22 protein-coding genes are annotated in these 22,479 nt (G+C 65.7%); 4 read left to right on the top strand and 18 right to left on the bottom strand.

Features of this window, described 5'->3' with window-relative positions:
* Positions 1-2: 2 nt before the first annotated feature.
* From era to rpoZ, 7 genes are all read right to left on the bottom strand, one after another.
* Positions 3-926, bottom strand: a complete 924-nt coding sequence (gene era / locus RPB_RS13170) for a GTPase Era (RefSeq protein ID WP_011441501.1) — start codon at positions 924-926, stop codon at positions 3-5.
* Positions 919-1,734 (bottom strand): ribonuclease III, encoded by an 816-nt coding sequence (gene rnc / locus RPB_RS13165; RefSeq protein WP_011441500.1) that lies wholly within the window; start codon positions 1,732-1,734, stop codon positions 919-921. The genes era and rnc overlap by 8 nt, the downstream gene beginning before the upstream one ends.
* The gene (gene lepB / locus RPB_RS13160) at positions 1,731-2,489 is read right to left on the bottom strand and encodes a signal peptidase I (protein WP_011441499.1); all 759 of its coding nucleotides are present in this window, start codon (positions 2,487-2,489) and stop codon (positions 1,731-1,733) included. Before lepB ends, rnc begins: the two co-directional genes overlap by 4 nt.
* A gap of 245 nt (positions 2,490-2,734) precedes the next feature.
* Positions 2,735-3,160, bottom strand: a complete 426-nt coding sequence (gene acpS / locus RPB_RS13155) for a holo-ACP synthase (RefSeq protein ID WP_011441498.1) — start codon at positions 3,158-3,160, stop codon at positions 2,735-2,737.
* Positions 3,157-3,921, bottom strand: a complete 765-nt coding sequence (locus RPB_RS13150) for a pyridoxine 5'-phosphate synthase (protein WP_011441497.1) — start codon at positions 3,919-3,921, stop codon at positions 3,157-3,159. Before RPB_RS13150 ends, acpS begins: the two co-directional genes overlap by 4 nt.
* A 44-nt stretch (positions 3,922-3,965) precedes the next feature.
* Entirely contained in the window at positions 3,966-6,251 is a 2,286-nt protein-coding gene (locus tag RPB_RS13145; RefSeq protein ID WP_011441496.1) for a RelA/SpoT family protein, read from the bottom strand.
* Between the two features lie 249 nt (positions 6,252-6,500).
* On the bottom strand, positions 6,501-6,893 hold the full coding sequence (gene rpoZ / locus RPB_RS13140; RefSeq protein WP_011441495.1) for a DNA-directed RNA polymerase subunit omega: 393 nt from the start codon (positions 6,891-6,893) through the stop codon (positions 6,501-6,503).
* A 358-nt stretch (positions 6,894-7,251) separates the two neighbouring features.
* Here rpoZ and RPB_RS13135 point away from each other — a divergent pair, with 358 nt between their 5' ends.
* Together RPB_RS13135 and RPB_RS13130 are read left to right on the top strand one after the other, a co-directional pair.
* Positions 7,252-7,881: an NYN domain-containing protein gene (locus RPB_RS13135; RefSeq protein ID WP_011441494.1), complete on the top strand. Its 630-nt coding sequence runs from the start codon at positions 7,252-7,254 to the stop codon at positions 7,879-7,881.
* 1 nt (position 7,882) lies between these two features.
* Entirely contained in the window at positions 7,883-8,554 is a 672-nt protein-coding gene (locus tag RPB_RS13130; protein WP_041798243.1) for a uracil-DNA glycosylase, read from the top strand.
* A 30-nt stretch (positions 8,555-8,584) separates the two neighbouring features.
* On the opposite strand, the gene smpB is transcribed toward RPB_RS13130, so the two are convergent.
* The 4 genes from smpB to dnaE form a co-directional block, all read right to left on the bottom strand.
* The gene (gene smpB, locus RPB_RS13125; RefSeq protein WP_011441492.1) at positions 8,585-9,058 is read right to left on the bottom strand and encodes an SsrA-binding protein SmpB; all 474 of its coding nucleotides are present in this window, start codon (positions 9,056-9,058) and stop codon (positions 8,585-8,587) included.
* Positions 9,059-9,095: 37 nt separating this feature from the next.
* Positions 9,096-9,527, bottom strand: coding sequence for a large conductance mechanosensitive channel protein MscL (gene mscL / locus RPB_RS13120; RefSeq protein WP_011441491.1), 432 nt, complete (start codon positions 9,525-9,527; stop codon positions 9,096-9,098).
* Between the two features lie 51 nt (positions 9,528-9,578).
* On the bottom strand, positions 9,579-10,469 hold the full coding sequence (dapA, locus tag RPB_RS13115) for a 4-hydroxy-tetrahydrodipicolinate synthase (protein WP_011441490.1): 891 nt from the start codon (positions 10,467-10,469) through the stop codon (positions 9,579-9,581).
* 135 nt (positions 10,470-10,604) lie between these two features.
* On the bottom strand, positions 10,605-14,060 hold the full coding sequence (gene dnaE / locus RPB_RS13110) for a DNA polymerase III subunit alpha (RefSeq protein WP_011441489.1): 3,456 nt from the start codon (positions 14,058-14,060) through the stop codon (positions 10,605-10,607).
* Positions 14,061-14,585: 525 nt separating this feature from the next.
* Here dnaE and RPB_RS24160 point away from each other — a divergent pair.
* The gene (locus tag RPB_RS24160) at positions 14,586-14,846 is read left to right on the top strand and encodes a DUF3551 domain-containing protein (protein ID WP_080507780.1); all 261 of its coding nucleotides are present in this window, start codon (positions 14,586-14,588) and stop codon (positions 14,844-14,846) included.
* A gap of 26 nt (positions 14,847-14,872) precedes the next feature.
* On the top strand, positions 14,873-15,124 hold the full coding sequence (locus tag RPB_RS13105; protein ID WP_041798713.1) for a DUF3551 domain-containing protein: 252 nt from the start codon (positions 14,873-14,875) through the stop codon (positions 15,122-15,124).
* Between the two features lie 279 nt (positions 15,125-15,403).
* On the opposite strand, the gene RPB_RS13100 is transcribed toward RPB_RS13105, so the two are convergent.
* From RPB_RS13100 to RPB_RS13070, 7 genes are all read right to left on the bottom strand, one after another.
* Entirely contained in the window at positions 15,404-16,102 is a 699-nt protein-coding gene (locus RPB_RS13100) for an ABC transporter ATP-binding protein (RefSeq protein WP_011441487.1), read from the bottom strand.
* Between the two features lie 7 nt (positions 16,103-16,109).
* Positions 16,110-17,390: a lipoprotein-releasing ABC transporter permease subunit gene (locus tag RPB_RS13095; protein WP_011441486.1), complete on the bottom strand. Its 1,281-nt coding sequence runs from the start codon at positions 17,388-17,390 to the stop codon at positions 16,110-16,112.
* Positions 17,391-17,446: 56 nt separating this feature from the next.
* A complete protein-coding gene (gene proS, locus RPB_RS13090) occupies positions 17,447-18,766 on the bottom strand; it encodes a proline--tRNA ligase (protein ID WP_011441485.1) in 1,320 nt (439 codons plus the stop codon).
* Between the two features lie 141 nt (positions 18,767-18,907).
* Positions 18,908-20,521 (bottom strand): copper resistance CopC/CopD family protein, encoded by a 1,614-nt coding sequence (locus tag RPB_RS13085; RefSeq protein WP_245258219.1) that lies wholly within the window; start codon positions 20,519-20,521, stop codon positions 18,908-18,910.
* On the bottom strand, positions 20,518-21,021 hold the full coding sequence (locus RPB_RS13080; RefSeq protein WP_157038822.1) for a YcnI family protein: 504 nt from the start codon (positions 21,019-21,021) through the stop codon (positions 20,518-20,520). The genes RPB_RS13085 and RPB_RS13080 overlap by 4 nt, the downstream gene beginning before the upstream one ends.
* Positions 21,022-21,047: 26 nt before the next feature.
* A complete protein-coding gene (locus RPB_RS13075) occupies positions 21,048-21,575 on the bottom strand; it encodes a copper chaperone PCu(A)C (RefSeq protein WP_011441482.1) in 528 nt (175 codons plus the stop codon).
* 139 nt (positions 21,576-21,714) lie between these two features.
* Positions 21,715-22,095, bottom strand: coding sequence for a DUF2946 family protein (locus RPB_RS13070; protein ID WP_041798242.1), 381 nt, complete (start codon positions 22,093-22,095; stop codon positions 21,715-21,717).
* Positions 22,096-22,479 lie beyond the last annotated feature (384 nt).

Here is a 22,479-nt window from a genome sequence, read left to right as displayed (position 1 = left end):
CGCTATTCCTTCGGAAATTCGAGGCCCATCTCGCGGTAGCGGTCCGGGTCGTTCTCCCAGTCTTCGCGCACTTTGACGAACAGGAACAGATGGACCTTCTGTTCGAGGATCTCGCCGATTTCCTTGCGGGCTTCGGCGCCGATCGACTTGATCGTCGCGCCGCCCTTGCCGAGCACGATCTTTCGCTGGCTCTCGCGCTCGACGAAGATGGTCTGCTCGATCCGCACTGAACCGTCCTTGCGTTCGGTCCAGACATCGGTCTCGACCGTGGACTGGTACGGCAGTTCCTGGTGCAGTTTCCGGAAGATCTTCTCGCGGGTGATCTCGGCCGCCAGATGCCGCAGCGGGGCATCCGACATCTGGTCTTCGGGATAGTGGAACGGACCGACGGGGACGCGCGCGGCCAATCCGCGACGCAGATCGTCGACGCCGTCGCCGGACAGCGCCGACACCATGAAGGTCTCGTCGAAGCGGAGCCGCTCGTTGGCCGCCTGCGTCAGCGCCAGCAGCTTCTCGCGCGGCACCAGATCGATCTTGTTGAGCACCAGCACCTTCGGGTGGCCGACATTTTCGAGATTGCCGAAAATCGTCTCCGCCTGCTCGTCGATGCCGGCACGGGCGTCGAGCAACACGCAGACCGCGTCGGCGTCGTGGGCGCCGGTCCAGGCCGTCCGTACCATGGCGCGGTCGAGCCTTCGCTTCGGCGCGAAGATGCCGGGCGTATCGACCAGCACGATCTGCGACCCGCTTTCGATGACGATACCGCGAATCAGCGCGCGCGTGGTCTGCACCTTGCGCGACACGATGGTGACCTTGGAGCCGACCAGCGCGTTGACCAGCGTGGACTTGCCGACATTCGGGGCGCCGATCAGCGCGACGAAGCCGCAGCGGGTGGCGGCCGGAGCCGCATCAGTGATTTCAGGCATCGTTACCGCCAGCGCTGACGCCTTCGCGGGCCAGCATCACCGAGGCGGCGACTTTCTCCGCGGCGCGCTTGCTGCCGCCGACACCTTCGGCGGGATCGAGCCCCGGCAGGCTGACGGCGACGCGGAATTGCGGGTCGTGATGCGGCCCGGTGCGCTCGACTTCGCGATAGACCGGCGTCGGCAGGCCCTTGCCCTGGGCCCATTCCTGCAACACGGTCTTGGGGTCGCGCAGCGAGCGGGTCGGCTTGCGCATCCGCTCGGTCCAGTTGCGCTGCACGAATTCGGCCGCGGCGGGATAGCCGCCGTCGAGGAACACTGCGCCGATCACGGCCTCGCAGATGTCGCCGAGCACGGATTTGCGCAGCCGCGCGCCGGCGCCGGCGCCGACGGTGCCGAGCTTGACGCCTTCGTCGAGATCGAGGCTGCGGGCGACATCGGCGCAGGTCTCCTTGCGCACGAGATCGGCGAGACGCTTCGACAATTCGCCCTCGTCGGCGTTCGGGAACGCGCGGTAAAGCATGTCCGAGACGACGAGGCCGAGCACGTGGTCGCCGAGAAACTCCAGCCGCTGGTAGCTGTCGGCGCGATTGCGCGCCGACTTCAAGGCGGAGACGTGGGTCAGAGCGGTGTTCAGCAGCGACGGATCAGCGAAGCTGTGTCCGATCCGCTGTTCGATCGCGACCGCCACGGCCTTCGACTTCGCCTTGCTGCGCCGCTTGCGGCCGGCAGGCTGCTCGGCCGGCTGCTCCGACCCAGCCGGATCGCTGGCCATCGGCGGACTGTCGATGCTGGTCACATCCTCGATCATCGCACGATCGAAAAGATGCGGCTCCAGCGCACCGCGGTCGGCCAGCGCCAGATCTGCCAAGCGTGTTCACCCTCGGCGATCGAGAAGAAGATCATCTGGGCGCGGCCGATGATGTTCTGGAACGGCACGTAGCCGACCGCGGACAGCACGCGGCTGTCGGTGGAATTGTCGCGGTTGTCGCCCATCATGAAGAAGTTGCCGGGCGGCACCGTGTAGACATTGGTGTTGTCGTAGAAGCCGTTGTCGACGCAATCGAGCGTCTCGTAGGAGACGTTGTTCGGCAGCGTCTCCTTCCAGCGCTTGACGCGGGCGGTGGCGTCCGAGCCGCACGGGTCCTCGCCGACGTAGTCGGGCAGCCGCTCGCGCACCACCGGCTTGTCGTTGATGTAGAGCAGCCCCTCGCGCATCTGGATGCGGTCGCCGGGCAGGCCGATGACGCGCTTGATGTAGTCGGTGGAGTCGTCCTTCGGCAGCCGGAACACCACGACGTCGCCGCGGTTCGGCTCCGAGCCGAAGATCCGGCCGGAGAAGATCGGCGGCGAGAACGGGATCGAATAATGGCTGTAGCCGTAGGAATATTTCGACACGAACAGATAGTCGCCGACCAGCAGCGTCGCCTTCATTGATCCGGACGGGATGTTGAACGGCTGGAACAGAAAAGTCCGGATCACCAGTGCGATGATGAGCGCGTGAATGACGACGCGGATCGTTTCGCCGATGCCGCTTTCAGATTTCGTACCGGATGTCACGCTCATCGCTTTCCCGATTCCCGTCGCGGGCGGCCGCGCGGTGGACGACTGTTCTCAGGTGAAGCGGAACCGCTTCGCGATGAGACACTGCTGGAGAGGCGAAGGCGGCCAGGCCGCTTCACCACAGATTCGCCCCCGGAGGGGGCCGCGCGGTTGTAGACCGTTGTCGGCAAGCGCGCAATCAACCGTCCCGACAAAACTCGCTAATCCTATGACGTATAAGCCTCTTTTCCTGTGGCGCCGACGCTCTTTCAAGTGCCGGAGGTGGCCGCGGGAATCGCGGAAATGACCACGAAGGCCTGGGCCAGCGGCCATTCATCCGTGATCGAAAGATCGATCTGCGCCGTCATTCCGGGCGGCGTCAGGGCGTCGAGCCGCGCCCTGGCTCCGCCGGTCAGCAGCATGGTCGGCCGGCCGCCGCGCTGATTGACCACCCCCATGTCGCGCCACCAGACGCCCTGGCGAATCCCGGTTCCGAGCGCCTTGGAACACGCCTCCTTGGCGGCGAACCGCTTGGCGTAGGTGGCGGCCACCAGATTCGGTTGCTTGTCCCGCCGCCCGGCCCTCGCCTGCTCGGTTTCGGTGAAGATGCGGTCGAGAAACCGTTCCCCATGCCGGTCGATCACCTTGGCGATCCGGGTAATGTCGATCAGGTCGGAGCCGATTCCGATGATCATGCCGCGATCACCCTGGCACGGCCACGGTCCATCGCCGACCGCATCGCCTTCACCGTTTCGCCGAGGCCGACGAACAGCGCCTCGCCGATCATGTAGAAGCCGATATTGAGCTCCACGATCTGCGGCAGCGCCGCGATCGTCTCGGCGGTGGCGTAGTCGAGGCCGTGACCGGCGTGGACCTCGAGCCCGGCCGACTGCGCCAGCGCGGCGCCGGCGACGATTCGCCGCCACTCCTCGGCGACCTTGGCCGGTTCGTCGTCGGTGATGGCGTCGCACCAGGCGCCGGTGTGCAGTTCGATCGCCGGGGCCTTCAGTTTGGCGGCCATCTCGATCTGTGCCGGATCGGCGGCGATGAACAGCGACACCCGGATGCCGGCATCGTTGAATCGCGCGATCGACGGCGCCAGCGAGTCGCGCTGGCCGACGACATCGAGGCCGCCCTCGGTGGTGAGTTCTTCGCGCCGCTCCGGAACCAGGCAGACGGCGTGAGGCTTCACGCCGAGCGCGATCCGGACCATGTCCGGCGTCGCCGCCATCTCGAAATTCAGCGGCTTGGAAATCTCCGCCTTCAACCGCTCCATGTCGTTGTCGCGAATGTGGCGGCGATCCTCGCGCAGATGCGCCGTGATGCCGTCGGCGCCGGCCTCGATCGCGGTCAGCGCCGCGCGCACCGGATCGGGATGGCGACCGCCGCGCGCATTGCGGACCGTGGCGATGTGATCGATGTTGACCCCAAGACGCAGAGGAGAGGATTTCGGCATGTTGAACCTGCGGGACGTACTACGGAAGGACTTGCGGCGCCGCGCTATCCATTGACGCGCTCGACGTGGGCCACGACCGCCTTGGCGCGAAGCTGGGCGATGATGGCGCTGAGATGCTTGAGGTCGTAGACCTCGAGATCGATGGTGAGTTCGGTGAAGTCCGGCGAACGGCGGCTCATGTTGATGTTGTCGATATTGCCGTCGTGCTCGGCGATCACGCCGGCGATCTGCGCGAGGCTGCCGGGCTCGTTGACGTTCTGCACGAACAGCCGCGCCGGGAAGCGCTGCGGCGTGGTCTCGTCGATGTCCCACTTCACATCGAGCCAGCGCTCCGGCTCTTCCTCGAAGTCCTTCAGCGCCGGCGAGTGGATCGGATAGATGGTGATGCCCTCGCCCGGCGTGACGATGCCGATGATGCGATCACCGGGCACCGCGCCGCCGTCCGGCGCGAACTTCACCGGCAATCCGGAGTGAATCCCGCCGATCGGCACTGCGGCGCCCACCTTGCTCGGTTCACCGACGGCCTTGGTCCCCGCCTTTTCGGGCTTCTTGCCGCCGAACCGCGCGATGCGCTCTTCCTTGTAGTCGGGATACATCGCGCGGGCGACGTCGGACGCTTTCATTTCACCGCGCCCGACGGAGGCCATCACCTCCTCGATGGAGGCCCGCGCCAGCCGCGGCAGCGCACCCCTGAGCTTGTCGTCGGCGTATTCGATCTTGGCGCGCGCGAACAGCCGTTCGACGATGCGGCGGCCGAGGCCCGCATATTGGTCGCGCATCGCCGTGCGGGTGGCGCGGCGGATCGCGGCGCGCGCCTTGCCGGTTCGCGCCAGCGACTCCCACGCCGCCGGCGGCGCCGACTGCACGCTGGACGTCAGCACCTCGACCTCGTCGCCGTTCTGCAATTCCGACGACAGCGGCGCGAATTTGCCGTTGATCTTGCAGCCGACCGCGCTGTTGCCGACGTCGGTATGCACCGCATAGGCGAAATCGATGACGTTGGCGGCCCGCGGCAACGCGATCAGCTTGCCCTTCGGCGTGAAGCAGAACACCTGGTCGTGGAACAGCTCGAGCTTGGTGTGCTCGAGGAATTCCTCCGGGTTCGTACTCTCGGACAGCATCTCGACGGTGTGGCGCAACCAGGCGAAGGCGTTGGATTCGCGATTGAGCAGTTCGGTCGGCGAGCCGACGCCGTCCTTGTAGAAAGCGTGCGCGGCGATGCCGTATTCGGCAATCTGGTTCATGTCCTGGGTACGGAATTGCAGCTCGACGCGCTGCTGGCCCGGGCCGATCACCGTCGTGTGCAGCGAACGATAGTCGTTCTGCTTCGGCGTCGAGATGTAGTCCTTGAACCGTCCAGGCACCATCGGCCACGTCGTATGGACCACGCCGAGCGCGCGGTAGCAGGCCTCGATGTCGTTGAGCACGACGCGGAAGCCGTAGATGTCCGACAGCTGTTCGAAGCCGACCGACTTGCGCTCCATCTTGGTCCAGATCGAAAACGGCCGCTTGCGCCGGCCGGTGACCTCGGCGGCGATGCCGTTGTTGGCGAGGTTGGCGCAGAGCTGCGTTTCGATCTCACCGATCAGATTGCGATTGCGCTCGGCCAAAGCGTCGAGCCGCTGCATCACCACCGCGAACGCCTCGGGATCCAGCGTCCGGAACGACAGGTCCTCCAGCTCCTCGCGCATCTCCTGCATGCCCATACGGCCTGCGAGCGGTGCGTAGATGTCGAGCGTTTCTTCGGCGATGCGTTGGCGCGCCGCCGGAGGCACGAAGTCCAGCGTGCGCATGTTGTGCAGGCGGTCGGCGAGCTTGATCAGCAGCACGCGAACGTCGTCGGCGATTGCCAGCAGCAGCTTGCGAAGGTTCTCCGCCTGCTTGGCCTCGCGCGACACCAGTTCGAGCCGCTTCAGCTTGGTCAGCCCCTCGACCAGCGAGCCGATCTCATGGCCGAACAATTTGTCGATCTCGGTCCGGGTCGCCTCGGTGTCTTCGATCGTGTCGTGCAGCAGCGCCGCGACGATGGTGGCGTCGTCGAGCTTGAGATTGGTGAGAATCGCCGCGACTTCGAGCGGATGCGAGAAATACGGATCGCCCGAGGCGCGGGTCTGCTCGCCATGCGCCTTCATCGCGTAGACATAGGCACGGTTGAGCATGTCTTCGTCGGTGTTCGGATTGTAATTCCGAACCAGTTCGACGAGGTCGTATTGTCGCATCATCCTGGCGCGCGCGCCGCGCGGCTTCGGCGGGACGACGACGGGCGTGGCCACGGTGGCCGCATCGGCCACGGCCTCCACCTGTCTCGGGATGCGGCGGCCTGACGCCATCGAACAAACCTCAATCGCGGCGCCGGGCGCCACGGACTACACCGGTCGACACTTCAGATCTTTTGGAAATCCGACTGCTTAACAGTAAAGCGTTTTGTCATGATGGGAAGACAGGCGAATGCGAAAACCTGCCATCCGACAAAGGTTTGATCGACCGCAAGGCATTTTGCCCGACCACAGAACAAACGGCCCGGAGTGATCCGGGCCGTTTGTTCGAATTCGGGACAGGAGAGCGACGGCGCTCTGCGCCTATTCGTCTTCCTCGGGCTGCTCTTCCGGGGGCGCCAGGCCTTCCAGACCCTTGAGAAGCTCTTCCTCGGTCATGCGCTCCAGCGCCACCTCGGTGTCGTCGGCATCGACGCTGGCGCCGGCCGATCCGATCAGCGGAACGGTATCCTGTTCCGGCTCATCGACCTCGACGAACTTCTGCAGCGAGTGCACGAGTTCCTCTTTGAGGTCTTCCGGCGAGACCGTCTGCTCGGCAATTTCTCGAAGCGAAACAACGGGATTCTTGTCGTTGTCACGGTCGATTGTGAGCTGCGAGCCGGACGAAATCATGCGCGCACGATGCGCCGCCAGCAGGACCAGGTCGAAACGGTTGTCGACCTTATCAATACAATCTTCCACGGTGACGCGCGCCATCGCCAGTCGCTCCGTTCAAAGGACCAAAATGCGGGTATCTGGCTTAGGTATAGGGGGTTGACGTGATGCGCAAGAACCATTTTGTCATTTGGCCGTGAACCCCCACTCTGATAATGCCAAAACACGCGTCATGCACACGACACTCGGTCGCCGGTTGCGGCCATCCACTGGGACGAACACGGGTTCGACAACAAAAGGCTTCTTTTCGGGAAGAAGAGTATACAATACCGGTCGATGCTTCCTGCTGTTGAAGATTGTGCCGGCAGCCCAAACTGACGGTTATTGGTGAAAATTTGACTTTAACGCTTGGCCATTCTGCCACGCCAAAGACCTAACGACAGAAACACGAGAGATCTGGATGTCCACCCCTGCGAGCAACAAAATCGCGCTGTTCATCGATGGCGCCAACCTTTATGCGACTGCGAAAACACTCGGTTTCGATATCGATTACAAACGTCTGCTCAAGGAATTTCACAGTCGCGGCACGTTGATCCGCGCCTTTTACTACACCGCCATCATCGAGGATCAGGAATATTCCTCGATTCGCCCGCTGATCGATTGGCTCGACTACAACGGCTACACCGTGGTCACCAAGGCGACCAAGGAATTCATCGACGCCAGCGGCCGCCGCAAGGTCAAGGGCAACATGGATATCGAACTCGCGGTCGACGCCATGGAACTCGCCGAGCACATCGACCAGATGGTGCTGTTCTCCGGTGACGGCGACTTCCGGTCGCTGGTTGAAGCCGTCCAGCGCCGTGGCGTCCGCGTCACGGTGATCTCGACGATCTCCAGCCAACCGCCGATGATCGCCGACGAACTCCGGCGTCAGGCCGATGTCTTCACCGACCTGGTAGAGCTTCAGTCGAAAATCGGCCGCGATCCGGCCGATCGCCCGCCGCCGCGCGAACCGCGCCACACGCCGCAGTTCCTGCAGCGCTCGGCTGCGATGGCGCCCAGGGGCGGTGACGACGATTTTGAAGACTGAGATGGCTGCGACGCGCGGCCCACGGGCCGGCGTCCTTCGTCCGATCACCGAACCCGATCGGGATTGCCCGATGTGTCCCAGGCTCGCGGAGTTCCGCCACGAGCTTCGGGCGCGCGAGCCCGGCTGGCACAATGCGCCGGTGCCCTCGTTCGGCGATGCCGATGCCGCGCTGCTGATCGTCGGTCTCGCACCCGGCGTGCAAGGGGCCAATCGGACCGGCCGTCCGTTCACCGGCGACTATGCCGGCGATCTGCTCTATGCGACATTGATCGACTACGGCTTTGCGACGGGCCAATTCCAGGCTCGCCCCGACGACGGGCTGCGTCTCGTGGGCTGCCGGATCAGCAATGCGGTGCGCTGCGTGCCGCCGCAGAACAAGCCCCTGCCCGTCGAGATCAACACCTGCCGGCGCTTTCTGGCCGCCACGATCGAAACCATGCCGAAGCTGCGCGCGATCGTGCTGCTCGGCCGGATCGCGCATGATTCGACGCTGAAGGCCCTCGGCCTTCGGGCCTCACAGGCACCGTTCGGACACGGCGCGGTCCACGACGCCGGGGCGCTGCGGCTGTACGACAGCTATCATTGCTCGCGCTACAACACCAACACCCGCGTGTTGACGCCGAAGATGTTTCAAGACGTGTTCGCGCGGGTGCGCGCCGATCTGGACGCGTAGTCGCGCCGAGCGGCTGTCCTGCGCAGCGCCTCAGCCCCGCGCCCGCAGCAATCGTCCCTTCTCGCGACTCCAGTCGCGCTTCTTCTCGGTCTCGCGCTTGTCGTGCAGCTGCTTGCCCTTGGCGAGCGCCAGCAGCAGCTTGGCGCGCCCCTTCTCGTTGAAATACAGTTTCAGCGGCACCAACGTCATGCCCTGGCGCTCGATCGCGCCCATCAGCTTGTTGATCTGCTTCCTGTGCAGCAGCAATTTGCGCGGCCGCTTCGGCTCGTGATTGAAGCGGTTGGCCTGCAGATATTCCGGGATGGTGGCGTTGATCAGCCAGATCTCGCCGCCGCGGGAATCCGCGTAGGATTCGGCAATCGTCGCCTTGCCGCCGCGGACCGATTTCACCTCGGTGCCGGTCAGCGAAATGCCGGCCTCGACGGTGTCCTCGATCGCGTAGTTGAACCGCGCCTTGCGGTTCTCCGCGACCACCTTGATCGCGCGTTCGTTCTTCTCGGCCATTGCGGCTGAACCTCGTTGTCGCCGCTCCGCTGCAGGCTCAAGCCTGCGGGCGGCTGCCGCTCTTCAGGATATCGCGTATCTCGGCGAGCAGTTCCTGCTCCGGGGTCGGCTTCGCCGGCGGCGCGGGGGCGGCCTCGTCCTTGCGCTTCAGCCGGTTCATCGCCCGCACCACCAGGAACAGCACGAAGGCGACGATCAGGAAGTTCAGCGTCAGCGTGAGAAAGCTGCCCCAGGCCAGCACCGCGCCCTGCTTCTTCGCTTCCACCAGCGTGTTCGCCGTCACCGCCTTCGACAGCGGCGTGAAGTAGTTCGAGAAATCGAGCCCGCCGGTGATCGCGCCGATGATCGGCATGATGACGTCGGCCACCAGCGAACTGACGATGCCGCCGAACGCCGCACCGATGATGACGCCGACCGCGAGGTCGACGACGTTGCCCTTCATCGCGAATTCACGGAATTCCTTGAACATACCGCCCTCGGCCCTGGTCGTTGCGCAGCCTGTCCTGCAATTCCGCGTGAATCAGTTCAGCAGTCCGGCATGCATCATGGCGGCGCGGATCGTGGCGCCGGTCGGCTCGGTCACCGGCATCAGCGGCAGCCGCACCTCTTCCCGGATCCGGCCGAGCAGAGTCAAGCCGTGCTTGGCGCCCGCCACGCCGGGCTCCTTGAACACCGCATCGTGCAGCGGCACCAGGCGATCCTGAATCTTCAATGCGCCGGGATAGTCGCCGGCCAGTACCGCGCCCATGAGGTCGGCGCAGAGCTTCGGCGCGATATTCGACACCACCGAGATGCAGCCATGGCCGCCGGCTGCCATATAGGCCAGCGCGGTCATGTCCTCGCCGGAGAGCTGGATGAAATCGGGGCCCATCGCGTGGCGCTGCTGCGACACCCGTCCGAGATTGGCGGTGGCGTCCTTGACGCCGGCGATGTTCTTCAGCTCGTACAGCCGGCTCATGGTGTCGACCGACATGTCGACGACGGAGCGCGGCGGGATGTTGTAGATGATGATCGGAATCCCGATCGCGTCGTTGACCGCCTTGAAGTGCTGATACATGCCCTCCTGGGTGGGCTTGTTGTAATACGGCGTCACCACCAGGACGGCGTCCGCGCCCGCCTGCTCGGCGTGCCTGGCGAGTTCGACGGCTTCGCGCGTGGAGTTCGATCCGGCCCCCGCGATCACCGGCACCCGTCCCTTCGCCTCCTCGACGCACCATTCCACGACCTTGTGGTGCTCGTCATGGCTCAGCGTCGGGCTTTCCCCTGTGGTCCCGACCGGCACCAGTCCGTGGGTCCCTTCCGCGATCTGCCATTGGACCAGACTGCGAAACGCCTGCTCGTCGAGCGCACCATCCTTGAAAGGCGTGACCAAGGCGGTGAACGACCCCCGGAAATTCGTCTTGGCTGCCATACTGTTCTCCTGACGCGCAGTCCCTGTGAACCTTTCATAACGGGTGCCGCGCGGCCGCGAAAGGCCCGCGACAGGCGACAGGCTGTTCAGGGCCATCGCGCTCTGGAAGTCGCCGCAGCGCCGGACGACCCGGCCTTACAGCGTCTCGACCAGTTCCACGCCGGTGACCGCCTTGATCGCGCCGGCGATCTGCGGCGAAACCTGAAACCGGCCCGGCAACTCGAATTCGACCTCGGTGTGCGGATCGAGCCTCAGCACCAGCGCGATATTGCCCCCCGAGACCTTCGATTCCGGCGGCTGCAGCCGCTTCGTGATCGAATCGAGCGGCTTGGTGTCGCGCAGGAAGATCCGCAGCCCCTTCTGGGTCTTGGCGGCGGCGGCGTCGAGCGGCTCGGCGTGCAGCACGCGGGCGCGAACGTCCTCGCCCTGCAGTTCGGCGCCGAGTTGCAGCAGCACCGCGGCGCCCGGCTCCAGCACGTCGCGATATTGCGCGAGCCCCTCGGAGAACAGCACCGCCTCGAAATGCCCGGTCGGGTCGGACAGGCCCATGATGCCCATCTTGTTGCCGGTCTTGGTGCGCCGCTCCATCCGCGACACCACGGTGGCGGCGACCTTGCCGGCGGTGGCGCCGGATTTCACCGCCTTGCAGAATTCCGCCCAGGACTGCACCCGCAGCCGCTTCAGCGCGGTGGCGTAATCGTCGAGCGGGTGGCCGGACAGGAAGAAGCCGATCGCGTCGTATTCGCGCCGCAGCCGCTCCGCCGGCAGCCACGGCTCGATCTGCGGCAGCACCACCTGCGGCGCGTCGGCGAGCCCGCCGAACATGTCGTTCTGGCCTGAGGTCGCGGCCTCGTGGCTGCGCTGGCAGGCGGCGATGATCGCGTCGGCGCCGGCGAACACCCGCGCGCGATTACTGTCGAGACAATCGAACGCGCCGGCGGCCGCGAGGCTTTCGATCACCCGCTTGTTGATCGCGCGCGGATTGACCCGCGCTGCGAAATCCGCGAGCGAGGCGAACGGCTTGTCGCCGCGCGCCTCGACGATCATCTGCACCGCCTGCAGGCCGACGCCTTTCAGGCCGGCGAGCGCGTAGTAGATGGTGTTGGCGCCGACCTCGAAGGTCGGGCCGGAGCGATTGACCGACGGCGCCTCGACCTTGATGCCGAGCCGCTGCGCCTCGGCGCGGAATTCCGACAGCTTGTCGGTGTTGTTGAGGTCGAGCGTCATCGACGCCGCGATGAATTCGACCGGATAATGCGCCTTCATGTAGGCGGTGTGATAGGACACCAGCGCATAGGCGGCGGCGTGGCTCTTGTTGAAGCCGTAGTCGGCGAATTTCGCCAACAGATCGAAGATGGTGTCGGCGGAGTCCTTCGGCACACCGTTCTTGGTCGCGCCCTCGACGAAGATGGCACGCTGCTTCTCCATCTCGGCGCGGATCTTCTTGCCCATCGCGCGGCGCAGCAGGTCGGCTTCGCCGAGCGAATAGCCGGCCATCACCTGGGCGATCTGCATCACCTGTTCCTGGTAGATGATGACGCCGAAGGTCTCCTTCAGGATCGGCTCCAGCATCGGATGCAGATATTCCGACTCCTCGTCGCCGTGTTTGCGGGCGCAATAGGTCGGAATGTTCGCCATCGGGCCCGGGCGATACAGCGCGACCAGCGCGATGATGTCCTCGAAGCGGTCGGGGCGCATGTCCACCAGCGCACGCCGCATGCCCTGGCTTTCAACCTGGAACACGCCGACCACGTCGCCGCGCGCCAGCATCTGATAGCTGACCGGGTCCTCGATTCCCAGCGTCGCCAGATCGATATGGATGTCGCGCTGCTTCAAGAGCTTCACCGCGACGTCGAGCACCGTCAGCGTCTTGAGGCCGAGGAAGTCGAACTTCACCAGCCCCGCCGGCTCGACCCATTTCATGTTGAACTGGGTGACCGGCATGTCTGATTTCGGATCGCGATACATCGGCACCAGATCGGACAGCGGCCGATCGCCGATCACGATGCCGGCGGCGTGGGTCGAGGCGTGCCGGGTCAGGCCCTCGAGCTTCTGCGCGATGTCGAAGGCGCGGGCGACGACCGGGTCCTCGTCGCGAAACGCCTGAAGCTTCGGCTCGCTTTCGATCGCCTGCTTCAGCGACACGGGTGCGGCCGGGTTCTGCGGCACCAGCTTGGTCAGCTTGTCGACCTGGCCGTACGGCATCTGCAGCACGCGGCCGACGTCGCGCAGCACGCCGCGCGCCTGCAGCGTGCCGAAGGTGATGATCTGCGCGACCTGGTCGCGGCCGTAACGGTGCTGGACGTATTCGATCACTTCGCCGCGGCGGTCCTGGCAGAAATCGATGTCGAAGTCCGGCATCGAGACGCGTTCCGGATTGAGGAAGCGCTCGAACAGCAGACCGAAGCGGATCGGATCGAGGTCGGTGATGGTCAGCGAATACGCCACCAGCGAGCCGGCACCGGAGCCGCGGCCCGGCCCGACCGGGATGCCGTGGGCCTTGGCCCATTTGATGAAGTCCGACACGATCAGGAAGTAGCCGGCGTATTTCATCCGGGTGATGACGTCGAGTTCGAAGGCGAGGCGCTTCTGGTAGTCCTCTTCGGTCATGCCCTGCGACAGGCCGTGGACGCGCATGCGGTCCGCGAGCCCCTGCTCGGCCTGGCGACGCAGCTCGGCCGCTTCCGCGGCGGCCGCCTCCTCGGCGTCGTTGACGCTGGCGCCGACGGTGAACAGCGGCAGGATCGGCTTGCGGGTCAGCGGCCGATAGGCGCAGCGCTGCGCGATCTCGACCGTCGAGGCCAGCGCCTCCGGCAAATCGGCGAACAGCACCGCCATTTCGGCGCGGGTCTTGAAGCGGTGGTCGGGCGTGAGCTGGACGCGATCGGTCTCGGCGATCAGCTTGCCGGAGGCGATGCACAGCAGCGCGTCGTGGGCCTCGAAATCGTCGGCGGTGGCGAAATGCGGCTCGTTGGTCGCGACCAGCGGCAGCCCCATGTCGTAGGCGATGTCGATCAGGCCGGCTTCGGCGCGCCGTTCGACATCGGTGTTGTGGCGCTGCAGCTCGACATAGAGCCGGTCGCCGAACGCCTGCGCCAGCCGCTCGCAGCGCAGCCGGCCGAGCGCCGGGTCGGTCAGCATCGCCAGCGAGATCGGCCCCTCCGGCCCGCCGGTCAGCGCGATCACGTCGTCGGTCTCGCCATCCAGCCAGTCGAACTTGATGTGCGGCGGCTGGTTCACCGGGGTTTCGAGGAAGGCCCGCGAGTTCAGCCGCATCAGGCTGCGGTAGCCGCGCTCGCGCGTCGCCAGCAGCACCACCCGCGCCGGCGCCGCCAGCGCCGCGTTGCGTGAGGTCGGATCCTGGTCGCCGAAGTCGATGCCGAGTTCGAGGCCGACGATCGGCTGAATGCCGCTGCCCGCGAGCTTATCGGAGAATTCCAGCGCACCGAACATGTTGTCGGTGTCGGTCAGCGCCAGCGCCGGCTGGTGGTCGGCCTTGGCGAGGTCCGCCAGCCGCGCGATCTTCATCGAGCCTTTCAGCAGCGAATAGGCCGAGTGAACGTGCAGATGGACGAATCCGGCTTGGCTCATCGGCGGTGCGGCTTTCGATCGGGCGTGAATGGCGTGCGGTGAGAAGGTGCTCAGCCGGCGCGCTGAGCGCAGCCGACTCGGCCGGAATGGTGATCCGCCCGCCACGGCCGCGCAAGCCAGCCGCGCACCCTTATCCCCGCTGTTGCCGCCTCGCTCTGCAGCTTCGCTTTCCGCCGGCTCAGAGCTGCGGCAGCACCTGGGCCCACACCGCCACCATGCTGATGAACAGCGCAATCGACGTCAACGCCGCAGCTTCCTGAATGAAGATCTTCAACATCGTCCGCTCCCTGACCACGTGAACATACGCAGAACATTGTTCTCATTTTGTTCTGACGTCAAGGTACCCGCATCGGGGCGTTCGGGAAGCGTTAACAAAACGTCGACATCCCCGTTATTCAGCCATGACCCTTCGGCTGTCCGCCGCTTTGACGTAAAATAGTCGCGGGCGCACCGGATGAGCGATGAGTCTACAGCCGCCTGGGTGCCGGGCTTCGGCTGGATCGGCCCCTCATTTCGGAGATTTCGATGCGCGTCCTGTCTGCGGTTCTACTGGCTGCCCTGGCGTCGCCCTTAGCCCTGCCCTCGGCGGCCGTGGCGCAAACCCAAGCCCCTTACGACAACTATCCGGTCTGCCTGCGGATCTACGGTCCGGTGCGGTTCGACCAGTGCCGCTATGTCTCGATCGAGCAATGCCAGCCGGCCGCCCAGGGCATCGCCGGGCAATGCGTCACAAACCCATGGTATCAACCGCCCGCCGGCCCGGCGCGGCGGCAGCGCACGCGCTGACCGGGCGCGCGACCGAGGAGACGACAATGCGCAAGACACTGCTGGTCGGGGTGCTGACCCTGCTGGGGTTGACCGGGATCGCGGAGGCTCGCGACTATCCTGTCTGCCTGCGGGTCTATCACAACTACCGCGACTGGTACGACGAGTGCAGCTACACGTCGATCCCGCAATGCCGGATGTCCGCCTCCGGCCGCGCCGCCGAATGTATCGAAAACCCGTGGTACACCGCGCCGCAGCCCGCGAAGAAGAAGCTGCGCAAGCAACGCCGCCGGCACTGAGGTGCCGGGGCATAGCGTGACCGAGGGACCGGAGTGCCGCGCGCCCGATCGCCCTGCTGTGTCCGCCCCCACGTCCCAGCGTCATCGCCCGGCTTTTGACCGGGCGACCCAGTAATCCGGAGCGTCTGCCCTTGAGCAACAGCCGCTCTGGAATACTGGATCACCCGCATTCGCGGGTGATGACGAAGGAGGAGTCGTGAAGCTTGCGGTGCTCGTTTCAGATTCCGGGTTCGCTCGCTCACGCGAGCGCCCCGGAATGACGAACTGCCGCCGCCGCGCCTATTCCAGTTCGACGACCACGCCGTTTTCGAGCGACACCCGGCGATCCATCCGGCCGGCCAGCTCCATGTTGTGGGTGGCGATCAGCATCGCCACGCGGGTCGCCCGCACCAATTGCATCAGCGCCTGGAAGACGTGATCGGCGGTGTGCGGGTCGAGATTGCCGGTCGGCTCGTCGGCGAACAGGACGCGGGGGGCATTCGCGACGGCGCGCGCAATGGCGACACGCTGCTGCTCGCCGCCGGACAGTTCGGCGGGGCGATGGGTGATGCGATCGGCGAGTCCGAGATAAGCCAGGATCTCCTTGGCGCGGCTGACGGTCTCGCTGCGCTTCAGGCCGCGGATCATCTGCGGCATCATCACGTTTTCCAGCGCGGTGAATTCCGGCAGCAGCCGGTGCGACTGGTAGACGAAGCCGATGTCGGTGCGGCGGATCTGGGTGCGCTCGGCGTCGGTCAGCGCCGAGGTCGCGGCGCCGCCGACATAGACCTCGCCCTCGTCGGGATGCTCCAGCAGGCCGGCGATGTGCAGCAGCGTCGATTTGCCGGAGCCCGACGGCGCCACCAGCGCCACCGACTGCCCCGCCCACAGCGCCAGCTTGGCGCCGTCGAGGATCGTCAGCGTGGCTTCGCCCTGCGTGTATTGCCGCTTGATGTCGTGAAGGTAGACGACCGGGATGTCTTCTGCGTCCTGCTCCATTGCGGCCTCACTCATAGCGGAGCGCGTCGACGGGATCGAGCCGCGCCGCGCGCCACGACGGATATAGCGTCGCCAGGAAGGACAGCGTCAGCGCCATGATCACCACCGCGCTGGTCTCGGCGAAATCGACCTCGGCCGGCAGCTTCGACAGGAAGTACAGCTCCGGCGAAAACAGCTCGGTATTGGTCACCCAGGACAGGAATTGCCGGATCGATTCGATGTTCAGGCAGATCACCAGCCCGACGACGAAGCCGGTCAGCGTGCCGACCACGCCGATCGCAGCGCCGGTGATCAGGAACACCCGCATGATCGATCCTTGCGTCGCCCCCATGGTGCGCAGGATGGCGATATCGCTGCCCTTGTCCTTCACCAGCATGATCAGGCCGGAGACGATGTTGAGCGCCGCCACCAGCACGATCAGCGTCAGGATCAGGAACATCACGTTGCGCTCGACCTGCAGCGCGTTGAAGAAGGTCGAATTGCGCTGCCGCCAATCGACCAGGAACACCGGCCGGCCTGCGGCCTCGGTGACGCTCTTGCGGAAGGCGTCGATCCTGTCCGGATTGGTGGTGTAGACCTCGATCGCGGTGACGTCGTTATTGCGGTTGAAATAGGCCTGCGCCTCCTTCAGCGGCATGAACACGAAGGTCGAGTCGTATTCCGACATGCCGATCTCGAACACGGCGGCGATCTTGTACGGCTTGATCCGCGGCGTGGTGCCCATCGGCGTCACCGCGCCGCGCGGCGCCACCAGCGTGACGCTGTCGCCGGCGTGCAGCGACAATTGATCGGCGAGCCTGCGCCCGATCGCGACGCCCTGCCCTTCGTCGAAGCCGTCGAGCGTGCCCTGCTTGATGTGATTGGCGATCGACGACAGATTGTTGAGGTCGTCGGCGCGGATGCCGCGCACCAGCACGCCGGAGGCATTGAACGGCGACGACGCCAGCGCCTGGCCGTCGATCACCGGCGCCGCGAGCTTGATGCCCGCCACGCCGCTGATGCGATCGGCGACCTCTTTCCAGTCGGTCAGCGGGCTTTCCAGCGGCTGCACCAGCAGATGGCCGTTGAGGCCGAGGATCTTGTCGAGCAGTTCCTTGCGGAAGCCGTTCATCACCGCCATCACGATGATCAGCGTCGCGACGCCGAGCATGATGCCGAGAAACGAGAACCCGGCGATCACCGAGATGAACCCCTCACGGCGGCGCGCGCGGAGGTAGCGCCCGGACAGGAGCCATTCGAATGGCGCAAAAGGAGGAGTTCGAACTGGCTCAGTCATGCTGTGATCCATGCTCCGAATTTCACACGATTCGGGCTAATTTCAGCCGAGCCGCCAGTGGATAAATCTTACGGCGCGAGCCGTGCGACCGTCTCCGCCAGCGCGATATTCTCGCGCGAGCCGTCACTGCGCCGCTTCAGTTCGATCTTGCCGTCGGCGAGGCCCTTCGGCCCGACCAGCACCTGCCACGGAATTCCGATCAGATCCGCAGTCGCGAATTTCGCGCCGGCGCGCTGATCGGTGTCGTCGTACAGCACGTCGACGCCCTTGGCGGCGAGCTCCTTGTAGAGCTGTTCGCAGGCCGCATCGGTCGCGGCGTCACCCTGCTTGAGGTTCAGGATTGCGACCCGGAACGGCGCCACCTCCTCCGGCCAGATGATGCCGTTGTCGTCGTGGCACGCCTCGATGATCGCGCCGACGAGGCGCGACACGCCGACGCCGTAGGAGCCGCCGTGGATCGGCGCATCGGTGCCGTCGGGACCGGCGACATTGGCCTTCATCGAGTCGGAATATTTGGTGCCGAAATAGAAGATCTGGCCGACCTCGATGCCGCGGGTGTGCAGCCGGTTGGCTTCCGGCACTTCGCTCTCGTAGCGCACGGCGTCGTGGACGTCCTCGGTCGCGGCGTAGACCGATGTCCATTGCTTGATGATCGGCGTCAGATCTCCGTCATAATCGACGGTCTCGTCCGGCACCGGCAGGCTCAGCACGTCGCGGTCGCAATACACGCCGGACTCGCCGGTCTCGGCCAGCACGATGAACTCGTGGCTGAGGTCGCCGCCGATCGGTCCGGTCTCGGCGCGCATCGGGATCGCCTTCAGCCCCATCCGCGCGAAGGTCCGCAAGTAAGCGACGAACATCCGGTTGTACGACTTGCGCGCGGCGGCTTCATCGACGTCGAACGAATAGGCGTCCTTCATCAGGAACTCGCGGCCGCGCATCACGCCGAAGCGCGGACGCTGCTCGTCGCGGAACTTCCACTGGATGTGATAGAGGTTGAGCGGCAGGCTCTTGTACGACTTCACATAGGCGCGGAAGATCTCGGTGATCATTTCCTCGTTGGTCGGCCCGTACAGCAGCTCGCGCTTGTGGCGGTCGCTGATCCGCAGCATCTCCGGACCATAGGCGTCGTAGCGGCCGCTCTCGCGCCACAGATCGGCGAGTTGCAGCGTCGGCATCAACAGCTCGATCGCGCCGGCGCGGTTCTGCTCCTCTCGCACGATCTGCTCGATCTTCTTCAGCACCCGATGGCCGAGCGGCAGCCAGGCATAGATGCCGGCGGCCTCCTGCCGCAGCATCCCGGCGCGCAGCATCAGCCGATGCGAGACGATCTCGGCTTCCTTCGGGTTTTCCTTCAGGATCGGCAGAAAGAATCGCGACAAACGCATGGGATTTGCTCAAGAATCAGGGGGAAGCAGGTTTGCGCCAGTGAAACCGGATCGGGCGGCAAAACACAAGGGCGCGGCCGCCCAACTTTGCGAAAACTGCCGGAATCTACGCCACTTTGCGGTCGGCGCCGGCATCCGCGATTACCGGATCACAACCGGCGCCGCGATGGTCACTTTGTCGAAATCCGAGATCAGGATGCCGAGCGTCAGCGACCAGCGCCCGGGCACCGGCGCCGACATCCGCACCCGCCATGGCCCGTCCGGCTGACGCCGCGCCTCGGCGGAGGCCGGCTCGATCCCCGCGTCCGGATTGGCGAGCGTCACGGTCAACGCCTGCGCTTGCAGCGGCGTCTCGTCGGGCGTCTGCAGCATGACCTCAATCTCGATCGGACCAGCGTGGCCCGGTGTCAGGGTGACGTTGGCCATCGCACGCCCGGTGTGGAGATGGGCGAAGGCGCGGTCCTCCGCAGCAGCGGCTGTCGCGGCGCGTGGCGGCGGCGTGAACCGCCACAGCCCGACCAGCCCGAGGATCGCGATCACCAGGACCAGCTCGGCCGCGATCGTCCGGCGCAGCGCATAGGCCGCGTGTGGTGTTCCGGCGGCGAGAAGCGGCGTCACCCGGCGGCGATTCCACAGCGCGATCAGCAGCAGCGCCACCACCAGCGCGAGTTTGGCGAACAGAATGCGGCCGTAGTCCGACGTCCACAGCGCCTCGATCCGGCCGAGCTGGATCGCGCCGAGAACGACGCCGCTGATCAGCAGCGTTGCAATCGCGATCGGGATCGTGCGGGAGAACCGGCGCAGAGTGACGTTCGCCGTGGCGTGGTTCGGTCCGACCATGACGGCGAGCGGCAGCAGCGCGCCGACCCACAACGCCAGGCTCACGCCGTGCACCAGCACCGCAGCGGTCGCGAGCCAGCGCGGCTCGGCGGTCGCGGCATGTCCGCTCGCCGCGAGCGCCGCACCGACGCCGAGCACCGCGCCGAACGACAGCAAGCGCGCCGGCGCGCCGCGGCCGAGCAGCGCCGACAGTGTCAGGCCGAATGCGACGGCGGCGATCGCCGCCGAGCGACCGAACGAGCCGGTTGCCCCTTCCCACCACACCGCGGCGCTGCCGAGCTCCGCGAACGGCGCGTCGAGGATGTCGAGGCCTTGCAACCCGACCGACAGCGCGAGCGCGCCGAGGCCCAGCACCGCCACCGCCCCGCAGCCGGCCACGAGGACCGGCAAGGCAGCCGAAGCGATCCAGGCGAGGAAGAAGGCGCCGCCGGGCGCCGCCAGCAGCGTCAATTCGAGCATGACGCGCGTCGCCCAGATCGCCGCTCGCCGCGCCGGATCGTCGGGTACGATAATCGCCGGCAAGCTCGCGCCCGGCGTGCCGATCCAGAATGTCAGCGAGCCGCCGACCGGATGGCCGTCGGCCGACACCACGCGCCAGCTCAGCACGTGGCCGCCCGCCCCGAGCAACGACGGCGGTGCGAAGCTCAGCCTGTCCCCATTGGTCGCGACTTCAGTGATGGCACTCGAGCGGCCCCTGGCATCTATCAATTGCAGCGCCAGCGGCGTGACCGGCTCGTTGAAGGTCAGGGTGATGGTCGCGGGCGCGGCCGCCAGCACCGCCTCCGCAGCCGGATCACTGGCGACCAGGCTGGCGTGGGCGTGCGCGAGCGACGGCAGCATGAGGACGGCGAGCGCCGTCACCCATGCCAGCCATCGCCCGGCATTGCGCCGCGACCGGGCGGGAGCTCCGATCACGGAGCCTTCGGCTTCAGCCGCAGCGTCGGCGCCGGCTCCTTCAGCGCGTCGGGCGCCTGCCCGGCTGCCGGGATTTCGATCCAGCGATGCACGCCCTTCTCGCACTCCTGCACCACCGGGAAGGACAACGTCTTTCCGGCCGCATCGGGCAGCTTCATCACCAGGCCGAAGGTGTCGTAGAACGCGTCGGGCAACGGCCCGCCGCGCCACGCCACCTCGTCGACCGTCTCGGTGATGGTCTTGCCGTGCAGCTTCGGCTGTTCGCCCTCGATCTTGCGGGTCTTGATCTCGATGCTCCAGCCCGGCTTCATCTGCGGCTTCACCGACAATACGCCGTCCGGGATCTTGACCCGGACCGCACGCGTGGCGGTGCCGTCGCAACCATGCGGCACGCTGAGTGCCGTCTGGAAGTAACCGCCCGACACCGCCTCGTTGGGCTGCAGCGAGACATGGGCCGCGGCCGGACCGCCGATCGCCGCGACGGCCGCATAGGCGGCCATCGCGATTCCAACACGTCGCCGCGGCATCAGTGCTTCATCCCCGAATGGCTCTTCGGGTCCATCTTCATCATGCTGCCGCCGGCGTCGCCGGGCGCCTTGGCGCCGATGCCGGCGACGTCGAGCGTGACTTGCACCTTGCCGGCCTTCTCGAACTGCAGCGTCACCGGCACCTTCTCGCCTTCCTTCAGCGGGCCCTTCAGGTCCATCAGCATGACGTGATAGCCGCCGGGGGCGAGCTTGACGGTCTTGCCGGGCTCGATCGCCAAGCCCTTGTCGAGCTGGCGCATCTTCATCACGCCATTGTCCATCGACATCTCGTGGATCTCGAACTTGCCGGCGATGTCGGCAGAACCGGCGATCAGGCGGTCGGCGGTCGTGCCCTTGTTCTCGATGGTCAGGAAACCGCCGGCAACCTTGGCGCCGCCCGGCGTGGCGCGGCTCCAGGACTCGGTGATGACCAGATCGCCGGCCTTCACCTCCGCCGCCTGCGCGGCGGCGACGGACAGCAGACTGGCAACGGCAGCGGAGGCGAACGTACGGATGAATCGGTTCATGGTCGGATCCTCGTTGGGATGGAATGGGGTGGGAATGAAGCGGACCAAGCACAGCCGATGCGCGACGCATCCGCCCTCGCTCCGGTCCGCTGAACTGCTGGAGAATGGCTGCGCGCGCACGCTGCAGCCGCGTGGATTGCTAAGCGGCGGGGCCTAGGGGTGGCGCACGGGCCTGCGCGTTGACGCCGGCGCGGGAGGTGGGAGGCGCCGGCTCCGTCAGCGACCAGATCAGGCGCTGATGCGGACGTTCGATAACGGCGAAATCCTGGGTCGCCGGCGCAGGCGTCGGACCGCCGCCGAGCCCCACCGAGCAGACCGCGCAGCAGGCGCCTTCATGCGACCGGTCGGCCGGCTGGGGCTCGCCATCGTCCGCAGGCGCCATCGCCGAGCAAAGGTGAACGGCATTGTGCGGATCGGCGACCGCAAAGGCGACAAAGCGGAACGCGCCGATCGGCGACAGCAGTTGCACCAGCAACGCCAGCGCAAAGATCGGAATCGTCCGCCTGAGACGTCGGCGCATCACGGCCTGTCCTCCACCATGCCGAAATATCATGCAGAAATACCGCTGTCGATTGCGGCGACTTCACCGCACCGGACCCGTCCATCGCGAACGAGAAGGAGGTTCAAAGGCAGCTGGCAAGTTTTCGTTCGTTTCACCCGGTGCCTTAATTTTGAACATTCGTTGCCGTAAATGGTGACAAGTCAAAAAACTTAGGCTACGAGTGTAACAACAGACTTAGCCTTCGGGCGAGGTCTGGCGGTCCAAGTCTCGGGAGGAACCCTGACGCGCAAAAATGCAGCGTCGCCCGTCAAACAAAACAATAAATCCAAATAATTCGGGAAAATACTAGGGTCGACACAGTTTTTCAGCAGGGCACCCGCCCTGCTTTTTCTTTTTCAGGAC

The sequence above is a fragment of the Rhodopseudomonas palustris HaA2 genome, from assembly GCF_000013365.1.
GTDB lineage: Bacteria > Pseudomonadota > Alphaproteobacteria > Rhizobiales > Xanthobacteraceae > Rhodopseudomonas > Rhodopseudomonas palustris_J.
The sequence above is the reverse complement of the archived record's forward strand: the minus strand, read 5'-3'. Positions and strand labels throughout refer to the sequence as shown.